Source organism: Microcoleus sp. SVA1B4 (assembly GCF_036700545.1).
Lineage (GTDB): Bacteria > Cyanobacteriota > Cyanobacteriia > Cyanobacteriales > Microcoleaceae > Microcoleus.
In genome coordinates this window covers 4,993-18,048 of record NZ_JAUBPB010000011.1, presented here as the reverse complement: position 1 = coordinate 18,048, position 13,056 = coordinate 4,993, and the positions used below count along the sequence as shown (strand labels likewise).

The window sequence follows — 13,056 nt, the reverse complement described above, 5'->3', positions numbered from 1 at the left end:
CTTCGCCGTCATAATTTTTTCTTTCCGAATGTTGAATGCTGAATACAGATTTGCCTTTTGCCTGCAGAAGTGAATGCCTCATGCTGACTGCTGACAAGAAACAGAGCTGTTAATTAGGGGCAGAAGCGGCCCGGTTTGTTCTTGTCCACTGACGGATAGTTCGCTGTGGCACAGGTAAAGCAGGGAACAGCGACTTAACAAATCTAGCAGAATTCGCCGCAGTCGCTGTTGGTCGGCCGCCGTTTCCTCTTCGGTTTCCCAGGGATGCCCCAGTTGCGATCGCAAAAATAAGGGAGCGCCAAACAATGTCGCCGCACCGCCACTCAGCCACAGGGGCGAGCCGGCATCCAGCCAAAAGTGCCATTTGTGGGCGCGGCGGCTGCTACGGTACTGGAAGATGTTGGCGAGGGTGACGGCTCTGGCTGCTGGGCCTTCGGGACGCACTGGAAAGGGATTGGCGGTGACGGTTCCTTGGCGCAACAACTGGATGAACCGGGCGATCGTTTCTGAGTCGCCGCCATTTGTTGGTTCTACGCGCTGCATTCGCCCGTTGATTTCCCAGTAGTGGGTGGCGGTTTCCATTAACTCGCGCAGGGCTGCTAGCCGATCGTAGGGCAGGTATCTGTCGTTCATGAGAAATTTCTGGATGGCTCGATCGAGTAGGGCAATTGGGCTCGGCAACAGGCGCTCCTGCTGTTGCGATCGCTGTTGTTCGATCCACTCGACAATGTGCTCGTAGGCCCTGGCTGCTCGGTGTCCCACTCTGTCCCACCGGGGAAAGGCTGTAATTGGCAGCAATTGAGGTCGATCGATATCTGGACAAAAACAGTGATCGGCGATTAAACCTGCTCTCACTTGGTCGATCGATTTTTGATGGTGAATTTGAGATGTTAGATTGAAAGTCGAGTTAGAATCTTCTGTTTCCAATGAACGGTGTTTCTGGCTGCCCAACACTACCAGCATTTCGGCTGTGCCGTCTCGATCGACTAAACGGCCGAGTCCCGGATAAACTAAGGCTAACAAAGTGAGTAAAGCTCGAATCTCTGGGGTAGTCGAGAGCGGCCGCTGATCGTTGAGAGATACGGCGGCGATACCATCTCGCGCGAGAATTTCCGTTAAACTGTAACGGGCGATCGCATCCATCCCAGGGGCAATTACGGCGATTTCCTGCGGTTCCACGGCTTGTGACTTCACCGCATCGACGATGATTTCGGCGGTTTCTCGCAGCAGTTGAGCCCGGGAAGTGGTTTGGAGCGATCGAACTTTACCGGGCAAACTCAAGCCTAAAGGATAAAAACCCTCCGTATTAACTGCTAAACTTACCGCTAACTCTCCAATCTCTGCGGCTAAACCCGCTTTTGCGTCCAAATTTTCCACACTTTGACAGCGGCTTTCGAGTTGGGCTAGGTATTCCGTGTCCGCCCCCAAGCCCAAACGCACTCCTCCATCTGGATTGTAGGAGAAAGCCCCCGCCGCACCTTGGTCGAGCATTCGATCGAACAAATGGCGACTTATCGCCGGATAATCGTCAACATCGTCTGCGATCACAGCTTGGTATCTAGAGGCCAAATGCTGCTGGTAACTGACATCCGGCAACAAATAGCGCCAGTAGAGTTCGCAAACAATCCCGTAAGTCAGGAGCCCCCGCGTCAAGCACCATTCCCGCCACCTTTCCAGCAACTCTCCCATGCTAGTCCACAGGTTGGTCGAGCCGCCTGAGATAGCAAATCCCTGTTCCAGAATGCTGGGAATCTCTTCTCTCGGTGTACCGCTGACAGCAGCAAGTTGTAATAAGTCTAGTGTTCGACGCACCATTCGATTTGGGCTGACCCCTGTTTTTTGCAAAATGCCTTCGTCTAGTTCGCGACGCCAGAGTCTCGCGGCAAGTTCCAGTTCTGTTTCAGGTTGCAGCCGTAGGGGAAATTGAGATCTCAAATCCAGCGACTGAACTAGCAGGGGCCAAAATAACAATACTTCCTGCTCAAAAAAACCGAAGGGTGTTGTGGAGTGAAAGGTATATTTTCCTTCGGTAGCGACGGCGATGCGATCGGCTAATTCTAGCCGGTTGTCTCCGTTAGCTGCTAAGACTAAAATTGCTGGGGCAGTTTGTCCCGCCCGCCTCCGCCCGGAACTCGATCGCCCTGAAACTGTTGCAGGCAGAGGCTTGACAGTTTTGCTCCAAATGCAGAACTGCTCGACTAAACGAGTGGTTTTGCCGCTGCGGGCAGATCCGATAATCCAAATTGAATCCTCCGTGGCAGTTCTCAATTTATGTAAATTTGTTACCATACCGTGAATACTTTAATCACTAATGTCTACAGCCAACTAACCAGCTTTAGCTATGAATACTTCTCCCTGGAACAGGATTGTAAAATATCTCTACAGCCTTCACCAATGGTATCGAGAAACGCCTGAGAGAGCTCTAGAACAAGCCTACGATGCTGCCTTAGCAATTAAGGCGATCGAAGACGAGCATTTTGGTGGCCAAGGAATCTCTGAGCGATCGGGAGATTACGGACAAAGCACCCTGTCTTACTTTAAATCCGAACTGCAAAAATACCTCAAGGTCATCCAAACCCGAATGGTTGAGTTTAATGCTAGCCGTTCTTTTTTGGAACTGCCGGAGCGAGTGGGGGCTAAACCCAAAACGGGGGACAGCGCTGATTATCACCAGCACGGATTACATCTCAACAAGAAAGATAGAGAATCCCTTATATTTGAGAAGCTAGAGTTTATTGATGGAGTTATCGACAAGTATATTAATAATAGTAGATCGACGGCAATTGTTCCGGTTGTCAGTTCAGTAAATTTGTCGGCAAAATCTACAAATAGCAGCTCTCCACCCGATCCAAAAAATAAAGGTTCAGCTAATTCTGTTCAAATTCACGATGGTGAGGTTGACACTAACTATGAAGAAGTAAATTTATTACCGCGATCGCTTTTGGGGACTTTGAATCGCATCACTAAAGATTTAGACCCTGGAGCTGAAAAAGAAGTAGTCAAGAATTTTCGCAATTCCAAAGTAAAAACAATTATTTCTCTCAGATTTATTTTGCTTTTGATTTTAGTTCCGCTGTTGACGAATCAAATTTCCAAAAACTTTCTAGTCGGCCCGATAGTTGACCATTTTAGAGGTCAAGAAAATGCTCCCGTTTTCATAAATGTTAACCTGGAAGAAGAAGCATTTCAAGAACTGGAGAGATTTGAGCAGCACCTCAATTTTCAAAGGTTAATAGGCACTGCTCCCTCGCTTTCTTTAGAGGAAACGGAAAAGATGATTGCCGCGAAAGCAGTTGAACTAGCGGAGGAATACCGCGCTGAAAGTGGTGGAGCCATTAAAAATATTTTTGCTGATTTGATTTCCTGCATGGCTTTTGCCGCGATTATCGTCACTAACAAGAAAGAGATTGAGATTTTAAAGTCTTTTATGGACGATGTGATTTACGGCCTCAGCGACAGTGCGAAAGCTTTCGTAATTATTTTGTTTACAGATGTGTTTGTGGGATTCCACTCGCCTCACGGTTGGGAAGTAATTCTCGAAGGTTTATCGAGGCATTTGGGACTACCAGAAAATAGGCAGTTCATATTTTTGTTCATTGCGACGTTTCCAGTTATCTTGGATACGGTATTTAAGTATTGGATATTCCGTTATTTAAACCGGAGTTCGCCTTCTGCTGTTGCTACGTACAAGAATATGAACGAGTAATCAGAGGCGAAGGAAGAAGGAAGAAGGAAGAAGGAAGAAGGAAGAAGGAAAAAGGAAGAAGGAAAAAGGAGAAAGAAAGAAGAAAGGAAGAAAAAAAAGATGTAATACTAGCAAGGGTTTCAGGCATTAATAACTTCCTCAGTAGGGTCTCCACTGCACAGAGAGTGGCTTACCCATAGCGCACAAAAGCATTTATTGTTTGCGTCAATAGTGGTTTAATTAAGTCGGTGTACTTCAGGTGTTGGGCCTCTAAATTTTATTTTTGGGCGGGTTCTCGTGCGCCCCCAAGAATTTTATCAAACTTAACTGTCCTAAAGGCTCGGCTCAGGAAGCGTAAAATTTAGATGCGCCTTGGCCGATCGACAAAAAATACGATCGCCCGCAGAATCTCTCGAAAGAAATCAAAAGGGCGATCGCATTCCCAAAACTCATTACCCATTACCAATGACCTAATTCCAACGCTTCTTGCGCTGTCGCTGGCTGGCCACAGCCTCCACCAGTCCCAGGCCGAGAAAATTACTCAGCAGCGACGCATTCCCGTAACTTAGGAAAGGCAGGGGAATGCCCGTAACCGGCGCCAAGCCAATGTTCATCCCAATATTTACGAATACCTGAAAAATCAACATTGACAGTACGCCGATCGCCAGCAAAGAACCAAAATTATCGTTAGCAGTTTGAGCGATCGTCACCAACCTGAAACAAATTACCCAAAAGACAAACAGCACGCAAATGCAGCCAATAAACCCCAATTCTTCGCCAATGGCTGAAAAGATAAAGTCTGTATGCTGTTCGGGAATAAAGTTAAGCTGAGTTTGCGTTCCCTGAAACAAACCCCTGCCTTTCAGTTCCCCGGCCCCAATAGCAATCCGAGATTGAATCAAGTGATATCCGCTACCTAAAGGGTCTTTCTCCGGGTTTAAAAACCCTGTCAGACGCATTTTTTGATAATCCTTGAGTACATTCCAAAAAAGCTGTCCGACTTGTCCAGAAACAACGTTCACCAACACAGCACCGAAAGTCCCCAACCAGGGCCAAGGCAGGGTTCGCCAAGCGATAATACCTGCAACAACTACCCAGGCTACCCAAATCGGTGTATACAGGTTATTGAGGAGAACTGAGATGAGAGGAGAGAATAGCAATATTAGCCAGCCGGGATTGACATTTCCCCAGTAAAACATCCCCATTGTGATCGCGCCGAAGACTAAGGAAGTACCTAAATTTGGTTCGGCAAAGATCAATCCCCAAGGTACAGCCATAATCGCCAGCATCCTCAACATATGACCCACCGTGGGGACAGTCTTGTCGTGCAGGAGAGCTGCTAAAGTGATAATCATGCCTACTTTGGCAAATTCTGACGGTTGCAGGTAAAAGCCGCCGATGTTGATCCACCGCTGGGCACCGAGCCCTGTAGTACCGATAAACCGCACTGCGATCAGGGACAAATTGATTAATATGTAAATCGGCCATTTCCACTCAATCAGTGTTTGGTAACGGCAGCGGGAAATGATGATGGCGAGGATCAAACCCACTGCCCCAGTTACCCAGTGCCGCCACCAGTCGATCATCCCCTGGTTGATTTCGACGCTGCGGATCATGACTCCCCCGAAGATGGTGAGGGCGATGCAAGCGCCAAACAGCCAAGGGTCTGCTTCTTCCCAGGGTTTGAAGATTGATTTCCAGCGGTTTCTGACTTGTATTCTCTGCAACATGAGGATTTTAGATTTTAGATTTTAGATTTTAGATTATCGAGCCGATTTTCGGAAGTTGTGGATATATTTTGGATTCACAGCCTGCACCTTACTTGAGAAGCCTCGGTGTAAGTATGTAACTTTATTCGGCGAGTTTTAGGGAGGTTCCGGGAACGGAAGAAGGAACGCCTGCGCCCGGTATCTGGGTATTCTATTTTTTTCTGTGCGCTTACTTAATTTAGTTCGCGCACGTGGTCAGAAACCGGGTTTTTGTCGAGAAGACGCACTGCAACTCGCAGAAACCGCTAAAAACCCGGTTTCTTGGGTGTTGATTCGTAAGCCCTAGAATCGTCAGGCCGGTTCGTAAAGGTACTCGAAGCCGTTCCCATCTGGATCTCTGCCGTAAAAGGATGCAGTACCGTCGCGGTGTTCGTGGATGTGGGTGACGGAAACACCATCGGCTTTGAGTTGTTCGTAGGCGGATTCCATTTCGGTGCGATCGTCAAATACAAACCCAAAATGCGGCCCTGCTTGGTCGTAACTCGGACTCAACAGCGCCAATCCGTCCTCTCCTGCTTTCAAATAAGCCCAGTCTGCATCTTTCCAGACTAACTCCATACCCAAGTTGCGGTAGAATTCAGCAGACTTCTCTATGTCTTGCACGCAGACGGCTACGTGTCCCAATCGTTTTAGTTTCATATCTACAAAGTTTATGGTTGTTCTTTCGTTTATTGTATCTATTTTCGGATTTATTTCTGAATTAATTAGGTATTTTTTCAGTTTTTTGGGTCGCAGCTAACTGTACTTTTTCTACTTGTTTGCTGGCGTCCATTTCGCTGAACAGTTGAATGGCGCGCTCAAAATTTTCTTGAGTTTTCTCGATGTTACCAAGTTTTTGTTCTGTTAGTGCTAGTTGATAGCAAGCTTCGGCTCGGTCTAATTTAGCGCTGGCTCGATCGAGTATTTCGATTGCTTCTGCATGGTGCTGCAGGGCTTGGTCAAATTCTCCCGGTTCTCGGTACAGCGCTGCTATACCGCTGAGAGATTTGGCTTTGATGGTAGTGTACTGGTTTTGGTCGGCCTGGGCGATCGCCCTTCCGAATTATTAGAAAGGGATCTCGCTCTTTTTTAACCGCAGATGGACGCTGATTGACGCGGATGCAAGAAGGGATCTCGCTCTTGTGATTCATAAAGCTTAAAAAATAGGAGTTAATTTTTAACTTCCTGAAAAATCTTATAGTGTTCGCAAATTATTTCAATAAAAATATCCCCTTCCAACCGAAAATGACTCAAAGCAGATAAATCTAAATTAGCCGGAAAAGTGAAAGGATAGGACAGGGAAGATAAGAAAGTTTCAGCCTTTTCTTCAAGCTTTCTGAGTTCGACTTCTCCTACCCAAAAACAGTAATTTTCATCATCGGAATTGAGGGGACGAGAAATCACTAGGTGAAGAATGCGATCGAACTCGATCGCTACATCTCCCACTTCGGGCCCAAAGGTGAAGTCTAAACGCAAGCCAAGATTTTGAGGGCGGAGTGAAACTCCTACTAAATCGGCACTTTTTAAGTCTTCTAAAAAGGTTTTGAGGTTGAGTGCGAGATCGGTTGTCATAGAATCACTTTTTCTCCGGTATTATGTGTCTTAGCCCCTGGTTCAAATTTTATTTGATTTCCATCTCTATTGTATCTACGACGGTAAGTTTTGCCCTCCGTCCCGCGTATATGAGGCCCTGTACGGACTATTTCACCATTTGGTCTAATATGAATGATACTGCCGTCTGGATGTTCAAAGGTTTGATAGCCACCTTTTGTGCTGGTTTGAAATTGGAAGCCGTAACTCTCCAGTATGGCGATCGCTTCTGATAAGGTTTGTCCTGTCAAATCTGGAAGTTTTTGTGCGGCTGGATTCATTGGTTGTGAATGGGAAAGATTTTGAGCGATCGCCATTTTGATTATAAAACGGGCGATCGCCATGATTGATGAATGATGGGCGAGATCCTTTCTGAATCAGGATGAGAAAGGGCGATCTATCTTCCCAATTTCTTATTACAAAATTACAGGTTGTGTGAGGCTTGACAAAAAATGGCAAAATTTGCCATAATAAGATAACGAGTTAAATGAGGTAAGTAATACCCGTGACAAGCATGAATATTTCTCTACCTGACTCAATGCGAACTTATATAGAAGCACAGGTAGCTCAAGGTGGTTATAGTACAGCTAGCGAATATTTCCGTGAATTAATTCGCCAAGACCAAAAACGCAAAGCTTCAGAACGTTTGGAAGCGATGTTATTAGAGGGTTTGGAATCGGGAAATCCTACCGCGATGACGGAGGAAGATTGGATGGAGATTCGTCAAGCTGTGCGATCGCGTATTTCCCAAAATCAGGGGTTGCAGGGAGAAAAATGACCTCGATCCAAAAACGTCCGCAAGTTATCCGTGACTTGATAGAATAAGCCACTTACATTGCCGAAGATAACATGGATGCTTCCGATCCCTTTCTTGTCGCGGCCGAAGAAACATTTAAACAATTAGCACAAACGCCAAAAATGGGAAAACGCTGTCAATTTTCTCATCCTAATTTAATCGATGTGCGACAACAAGCTATTAAAGGTTTTAGAAGATATCTGATTTTCTCCCGTCTGATAGACTCAGAGGTAGAAATTTTGCGCGTGATTCACGGGGCACGGGACATCGAAGATATCTTGGATAATGTTGATGAGACAGATTAAGAGCGATCGACTGGTATTTAGGAATTTTGGGAAATGTATGTTATCATTAAATTGGCAGTTTATTTTATCCTAGTTTTCAAGAGTAATACACCAAAGCTTTCCAGAATTTTTACTATGATGAAAGAGCAAACATTTGAACTGGATGAATCTCAGATAAAATTTCTCCAAAGTTGTCAAAAGTATGGATTTAAAGACGCAAATGAAGTAGTAAGAATCGCAATTAAACGCCTGGAATTAGCATTAGAAGCGGAGCGATTGGAAGAATCCGCTGCTCTCTATGCAGAAATCTATAAGGAAGATACAGACTTGCAAGAATTGACGGAATTAGGTTTAGAAGAATGGCTGAAGCTATAAAATTGAAACGCGGTTTAATTATTGAAGTTAATCTCGATCCAACAAAGGGTTCTGAAACGGGGAAAATTAGACCTTGTGTTGTTGTGACCAACAATACTTATAATGAGCGAGTTCCTGTAATCCAGGTTGTTCCAATTACTGCTTGGAGTGAAAAAAAAGCCAAGATTAAAAGTAATGTAGAGATTGAACCGTCTCAAAGAAATGGATTAACAAAAAAATCTATTGCTGATTGTTTGCAAACGCGCCCTATTGATTATGGTTCTCGTGGGGTAGATATCCGAGGTGAACTTGAACCAGAGGTGATCGTAAAAATCGATCTAGCTCTCAGAATCGTGTTTGCTTTGTAATTTTCAAGCTTTTAAAGAAGAAATAATCAATAGGTTACGAGGCGATCGCCATTTTGATTATAAACGGGCGATCGCCTTTTTGAATTATTAGAAAGGGCGATCACTTTTTTTTAACCGCAGATGCACGCAGATTAACGCGGATGTAAGAAGGGCGATCGATCAAGGACTAATGGAAACCACATCCCCAGTATCATTAATGCGAACTGCGGAACCCGTTGGTAGCGACAATATCATAGTGCTAACTTGTCTCATCAAAGGTACCAGATGGTCTGGCCTCGTACTGCTAGAATCTAACACCACAATTGTAATAACACGACTTGCTAGATTTTGTTGATAGGGAAGATTTTTATCGGCGGTGATAAAAACATCAAAAGGATGATTCTCCGATCGATCCAGAATTTCCCGGTCTTTTAGCCCTCTCCACCCCATGTCATAAACATTGCTGATTGAATGACCCTCGTCTAAGAAAGGCTGCTTAAGTTTTTGACTCAACAGATTTTCATCAAGCAATATAAGCATTTGAATCACTTTCTAGCGAGAGCATCATCTTAGTTAGATTTTCTAGCACTTTAATTGCCTGACTTTCTAGGTAAGGAAAATCATTAATAAATTCTGCGAAACCGCTTTCACCTTCCAGGTAGTCGAAAAAAGTCTTTAAGGGAACGCGAGTTCCAACAAATACGGGGACACCGCTCATAATTTCTGGATCGCGGTGAATAATCCCTTTTCTTTGCAGTAATTCTTCTATTTTCACGGGCTTTACTCCTTTATATCAAAAGAAGTGGGCAAGTCAAGCTGTAACTGATGAGTAATTATATCATAAATTTAGCAGGAGCGATCGCCCTTCTGAATTATTAGAAAGGGCGATCGATCTTTTTTACCGCAGATGGACGCAGATTAACGCGGATGTTGTAAGAAGGGCGATCGATCTTTCGTCTCAAACAAAAGAAGATCGCCCTTTCGGATAGTTCCAAAAGGGCGATCGCTTTTATTGTTGGTGAGAGTTAGCGGAGGGCGATCGCACTTCTTGAGGGGAAGGGCGATTGCACTTTGATTATAGAAGACGATCGTACTCTCTAATTCCACAAACATGATCACTACTCTTTCTCCCCCAAAAACAGATTTCCCAGAGCGGTGATACTTGGGTAAAATGATCGCTTACCTAACGAGAAATCCCATTATTGTATTCCCAGTAAGCTTGTAAAGGACTCATTGTTCGACCTAAAATAGTACCTTCAGAGGCATCATTGAAAAGTGCTTTTTTTGCTTCAGGTAAAGACTGAACAGTTGTTACAGTTATATGCAAATGTTGATTATTACCACTGTTAATGATTGGGCTACCAAAATTTGTGGTATTTGCTGTTACCTGAGAACCGATTGACAAACCAGTTGTCTGAGGTGTATCCAAATGTAAATACCACCATATTCGACCAGTTTCTTTTTTATTAACTGTCTCCTTAACTGCTACAGCAACTCCTGAATTGAAAGTCGTGCCATCTTTTAGTTTCATTGTATCAAACTCATTATACGATGAAACATAAAATATATTACCATCAGTTGCAGGATGCACAGCTTTCTTTGTTTGCGTTGTGCTAATATCAATTCCCGAATGAGCCATGCCAACTCCCTGCTTATAACCCAAGTCATAAGCATATCCAGCTTCCGATTTATGAACTGCTCCAAAAATAGCTTCTGATAATTTTTTGTAAACTGCATGAACATTATTGTCGGCTTTTACGCTTTTTAAGATTGGATTCACGTTCATGTTAGTGACATCGGATTGGTTATAGTACAGCCAAGCATCTCCAGTTTGCAAATCCCACCAACGATCATCATTCTCACGGGTACGATATCCACCAAATGTCTTGCCTTTACCTGATACTTGGAAAGAATCATCGTAGTATTTGTCAATGCTTGAAACTATATCGGGAAAGAAATTTCCTCCTTCACCTGTCCGAATTGTATTACCTTTGCCAGAGATCGGCTGATTAGACGGAACAGATACAGATGGCAAAGCAGTACCTTCTTTGTAAGCCGTCGCCTTACCACCATTCCAGTAAACGTAACCGCCTTCAAAGTATTGAACCTTATTCCCATTCCCCAGATCCTTTTCCCCAGTCTTGGGAACACCTAACCAGCCCTCCAATCCACCGTTTTTCAAGAATGTCTGACGGATAGCACCGTAAAGTGGAAAAGTTCCATACTGGCTGCTGACGATCGATCCTTTATCAAATAGCTGATAGCTGGCACCATTATAGTTGATGACACCTGAAATCGGATTTCCCAGCGTACTTTGAGAATTCTGGAAAACAGGATAGAAATTGCCACCAACGTTGTATCCGTTGAGATTAATTGAAGTAGGTTGCTGCACAACAGGATTGTCTGTAGGTGGCTGTACGACTGGATTGTCTGTGGGCGGCTGCACAACGGGATTGTCGGTGGGCGGCTGCACAACGGGATTGTCTGTGGGTGGCAGTAATGGGGGGTTTCCAGGCGGGTAGCCCTTCGTGTATGCGCTCGGTACCCAGTAGGATTTGCCATTTTGATTTATCCGATACCACAAAGCATCCTGCTCACCTGTCGTCAGATCCGGGACTGCTTCGCCGTAAGTCCAAGCATCGAAATTGAAAGTCTCACCTTTGTATCCAATACTCACATCGCTACGATCGCTCAAACTCGGGCTATGGCGGAGGTTCACACCATTAGTTGACCAAATAATAGAGGTAAAATCTCCTGTTTTCAGGTCATAAGTCGCTCGTTCCCAGGGGGTAACTTGTCCTTCCAAACCCCAAGTTGTCGGACTCAAGAAAGGACTAGGTGTGTAACTTTGCGGCTTTGTATCCTTCGCCACTTGCACAGCCTTATTGAAATTCACCACCCCAAAACCCGTCTCCTTATCCCATCCGGGCTCCTTCACATCGATCGCACTTCCAGTCAAAATGTCAATCACTTGGGTAGGATTCAAATCAGGATTACTCTCCCAAACCTTAGACGCCATCCCCGCCGCCTTAGCCGCGGATGCCGAAGTTCCCGCCATCGTGCCTAAATCATCGCCAACAGTCGATAAAGTCGGATTTTCGATCGCACCTCCGGGCACTAAAATATCCAAACCATAGCCGTAGCTGGAATAATCCGATCGCCCAAATCCATCAGATGAACCAACCGTGAGAATATTCTCAAACTCCTGGGAAGATTGACCCAAAACTGACATCACACCGCCGTCATTCCCAGCAGCAACAACTAACAGCACTCCATTCTGACGCGCATTTTCTAATGCAGCACGTTCTCGGTTGGTAAATTCGTAACGAGTGGTAATGGTTCCGTCAGCATTCTTTTGAGTTAAATCGAGGGGCAAAAGTGCGATCGCATTCTTTTTCTTTTGTGCCTTCGCTTCACCCACAAAATCTGTCAATCCTAAATCCCATTCCCCAGAACCAATTGCCCGACTTAGGTAAACATTCGCTTTATCGTTGTAACCATCAATGCCTTTGTCGTTGCCTTGAATTGCACTCACTAAACCCCAGCTAAATGTGCCGTGTTCGTTACCACTGCCAGCAGTAAACAAAGGATTGCTGTCTTTGTCAATGCGATCGCGCCCCAATGTCACTTTAGAGTAATCCAAATCGGGATTTTTCGTCGCAAATCCAGTATCGATGATGCCGATAAAGGCGCGATTTTCTGGCGGCGAACTAATCGGTAATACGGTTTCAATAGGCGGTTCGGGGTCGATCGGCTGCGACATATCATCGATCGGCTCAAGTCCAACCAGAGGCGCTTCCGGGGCGATCGTAGGCGGTTGCACCGGTGGTGTTGGAGGGGTCGGCAGCGTTGCTACAGGTGGCGTTGTCGCAACAGGCGGCGTTGCCACAGGCAGCGTTTCCACAGGCGGCGTTGTCTCAATCGGTGGCGCTACAGCCACAGGTGGTTTTGTTTCCACAGGTGGCGTTGTCTCCACAGGTGGCGTTTCCACAGGAGGCGCTACAGCAACCGGCGGTTTTGGATCAATCGGTGGCGTTTCCACAGGAGGCGTGACAGCTACCGGCGGTTTTGGATCAATCGGTGGCGTTTCCACAGGAGACGCCACAGCCACAGGTGGTTTTGGATCAATCGGTGGCGTTTCCACAGGTGGCGCGACAGCAACCGGCGGCGTTGTCTCAATCGGTGGCGTTTCCACAGGTGGCGCGACAGCCACAGGCGGTTTTGGATCAATCGGTGGCGTTTCCACAGGAGG

General features: G+C 45.6%; 15 protein-coding genes. 5 read left to right on the top strand and 10 right to left on the bottom strand.

The window, feature by feature from the left end; all coding sequences use genetic code 11:
* Nucleotides 1–78 precede the first annotated feature (78 nt).
* Entirely contained in the window at nucleotides 79–2,289 is a 2,211-nt protein-coding gene (locus QT987_RS07695) for a recombinase family protein (RefSeq protein ID WP_333238716.1), read from the bottom strand.
* Nucleotides 2,290–2,341: 52 nt separating this feature from the next.
* Between QT987_RS07695 and QT987_RS07690 the strand changes: the two genes are divergently transcribed.
* Nucleotides 2,342–3,706 carry a proton extrusion protein PcxA gene (locus tag QT987_RS07690; RefSeq protein ID WP_333238714.1) on the top strand — a complete coding sequence of 455 codons (1,365 nt, stop codon included), beginning with the start codon at nucleotides 2,342–2,344 and terminating at the stop codon, nucleotides 3,704–3,706.
* 449 nt (nucleotides 3,707–4,155) lie between these two features.
* Here QT987_RS07690 and rodA read toward each other — a convergent pair whose 3' ends face one another.
* The 5 genes from rodA to QT987_RS07665 form a co-directional block, all read right to left on the bottom strand.
* The gene (gene rodA, locus QT987_RS07685) at nucleotides 4,156–5,415 is read right to left on the bottom strand and encodes a rod shape-determining protein RodA (RefSeq protein WP_333055266.1); all 1,260 of its coding nucleotides are present in this window, start codon (nucleotides 5,413–5,415) and stop codon (nucleotides 4,156–4,158) included.
* 330 nt (nucleotides 5,416–5,745) lie between these two features.
* Entirely contained in the window at nucleotides 5,746–6,093 is a 348-nt protein-coding gene (locus QT987_RS07680; RefSeq protein WP_190661613.1) for a VOC family protein, read from the bottom strand.
* A 61-nt stretch (nucleotides 6,094–6,154) separates the two neighbouring features.
* Nucleotides 6,155–6,358, bottom strand: a complete 204-nt coding sequence (locus QT987_RS07675; protein ID WP_333238863.1) for a tetratricopeptide repeat protein — start codon at nucleotides 6,356–6,358, stop codon at nucleotides 6,155–6,157.
* A 245-nt stretch (nucleotides 6,359–6,603) separates the two neighbouring features.
* Nucleotides 6,604–7,005, bottom strand: a complete 402-nt coding sequence (locus QT987_RS07670) for a hypothetical protein (RefSeq protein ID WP_333055264.1) — start codon at nucleotides 7,003–7,005, stop codon at nucleotides 6,604–6,606.
* On the bottom strand, nucleotides 7,002–7,304 hold the full coding sequence (locus QT987_RS07665) for a PASTA domain-containing protein (protein ID WP_333238712.1): 303 nt from the start codon (nucleotides 7,302–7,304) through the stop codon (nucleotides 7,002–7,004). The genes QT987_RS07670 and QT987_RS07665 overlap by 4 nt, the downstream gene beginning before the upstream one ends.
* 233 nt (nucleotides 7,305–7,537) lie before the next feature.
* Between QT987_RS07665 and QT987_RS07660 the strand changes: the two genes are divergently transcribed.
* The 4 genes from QT987_RS07660 to QT987_RS07645 all read left to right on the top strand — a co-directional run bounded on the left by QT987_RS07660 (nucleotide 7,538) and on the right by QT987_RS07645 (nucleotide 8,825).
* Nucleotides 7,538–7,801, top strand: coding sequence for a type II toxin-antitoxin system ParD family antitoxin (locus tag QT987_RS07660; RefSeq protein WP_333106311.1), 264 nt, complete (start codon nucleotides 7,538–7,540; stop codon nucleotides 7,799–7,801).
* Nucleotides 7,802–7,857: 56 nt separating this feature from the next.
* Nucleotides 7,858–8,124, top strand: coding sequence for a type II toxin-antitoxin system RelE/ParE family toxin (locus QT987_RS07655; RefSeq protein WP_333238861.1), 267 nt, complete (start codon nucleotides 7,858–7,860; stop codon nucleotides 8,122–8,124).
* Nucleotides 8,125–8,238: 114 nt separating this feature from the next.
* A complete protein-coding gene (locus QT987_RS07650; RefSeq protein WP_333238710.1) occupies nucleotides 8,239–8,478 on the top strand; it encodes a hypothetical protein in 240 nt (79 codons plus the stop codon).
* Nucleotides 8,463–8,825, top strand: coding sequence for a type II toxin-antitoxin system PemK/MazF family toxin (locus tag QT987_RS07645; protein WP_333238708.1), 363 nt, complete (start codon nucleotides 8,463–8,465; stop codon nucleotides 8,823–8,825). Before QT987_RS07650 ends, QT987_RS07645 begins: the two co-directional genes overlap by 16 nt.
* A gap of 159 nt (nucleotides 8,826–8,984) precedes the next feature.
* Here the strand turns inward: QT987_RS07645 and QT987_RS07640 are convergent, their stop codons facing one another.
* The 4 genes from QT987_RS07640 to QT987_RS07625 form a co-directional block, all read right to left on the bottom strand.
* Nucleotides 8,985–9,344: a DUF5615 family PIN-like protein gene (locus tag QT987_RS07640; RefSeq protein ID WP_333238706.1), complete on the bottom strand. Its 360-nt coding sequence runs from the start codon at nucleotides 9,342–9,344 to the stop codon at nucleotides 8,985–8,987.
* Entirely contained in the window at nucleotides 9,328–9,579 is a 252-nt protein-coding gene (locus tag QT987_RS07635; RefSeq protein WP_333238704.1) for a DUF433 domain-containing protein, read from the bottom strand. Before QT987_RS07635 ends, QT987_RS07640 begins: the two co-directional genes overlap by 17 nt.
* 143 nt (nucleotides 9,580–9,722) lie before the next feature.
* On the bottom strand, nucleotides 9,723–9,917 hold the full coding sequence (locus QT987_RS07630) for a hypothetical protein (RefSeq protein WP_333238702.1): 195 nt from the start codon (nucleotides 9,915–9,917) through the stop codon (nucleotides 9,723–9,725).
* Nucleotides 9,918–9,987: 70 nt separating this feature from the next.
* The coding region (locus QT987_RS07625) for a S8 family serine peptidase (RefSeq protein WP_333238700.1) at nucleotides 9,988–13,056 on the bottom strand (3,069 nt) is incomplete at its 5' end.

Bases quoted from the DNA above. Each gene is read 5' to 3' on its own strand.
- QT987_RS07680 (WP_190661613.1), bottom strand. From the start codon at position 6,093: ATGAAACTAAAACGATTGGGACACGTAGCCGTCTGCGTGCAAGACATA.
- rodA (WP_333055266.1), bottom strand. From the start codon at position 5,415: ATGTTGCAGAGAATACAAGTCAGAAACCGCTGGAAATCAATCTTCAAA.
- QT987_RS07660 (WP_333106311.1), top strand. From the start codon at position 7,538: ATGAATATTTCTCTACCTGACTCAATGCGAACTTATATAGAAGCACAG.
- QT987_RS07650 (WP_333238710.1), top strand. From the start codon at position 8,239: ATGATGAAAGAGCAAACATTTGAACTGGATGAATCTCAGATAAAATTT.
- QT987_RS07640 (WP_333238706.1), bottom strand. From the start codon at position 9,344: ATGCTTATATTGCTTGATGAAAATCTGTTGAGTCAAAAACTTAAGCAG.
- QT987_RS07645 (WP_333238708.1), top strand. From the start codon at position 8,463: ATGGCTGAAGCTATAAAATTGAAACGCGGTTTAATTATTGAAGTTAAT.
- QT987_RS07630 (WP_333238702.1), bottom strand. From the start codon at position 9,917: ATGTTTGTGGAATTAGAGAGTACGATCGTCTTCTATAATCAAAGTGCA.
- QT987_RS07670 (WP_333055264.1), bottom strand. From the start codon at position 7,005: ATGACAACCGATCTCGCACTCAACCTCAAAACCTTTTTAGAAGACTTA.
- QT987_RS07695 (WP_333238716.1), bottom strand. From the start codon at position 2,289: ATGGTAACAAATTTACATAAATTGAGAACTGCCACGGAGGATTCAATT.
- QT987_RS07665 (WP_333238712.1), bottom strand. From the start codon at position 7,304: ATGAATCCAGCCGCACAAAAACTTCCAGATTTGACAGGACAAACCTTA.
- QT987_RS07690 (WP_333238714.1), top strand. From the start codon at position 2,342: ATGAATACTTCTCCCTGGAACAGGATTGTAAAATATCTCTACAGCCTT.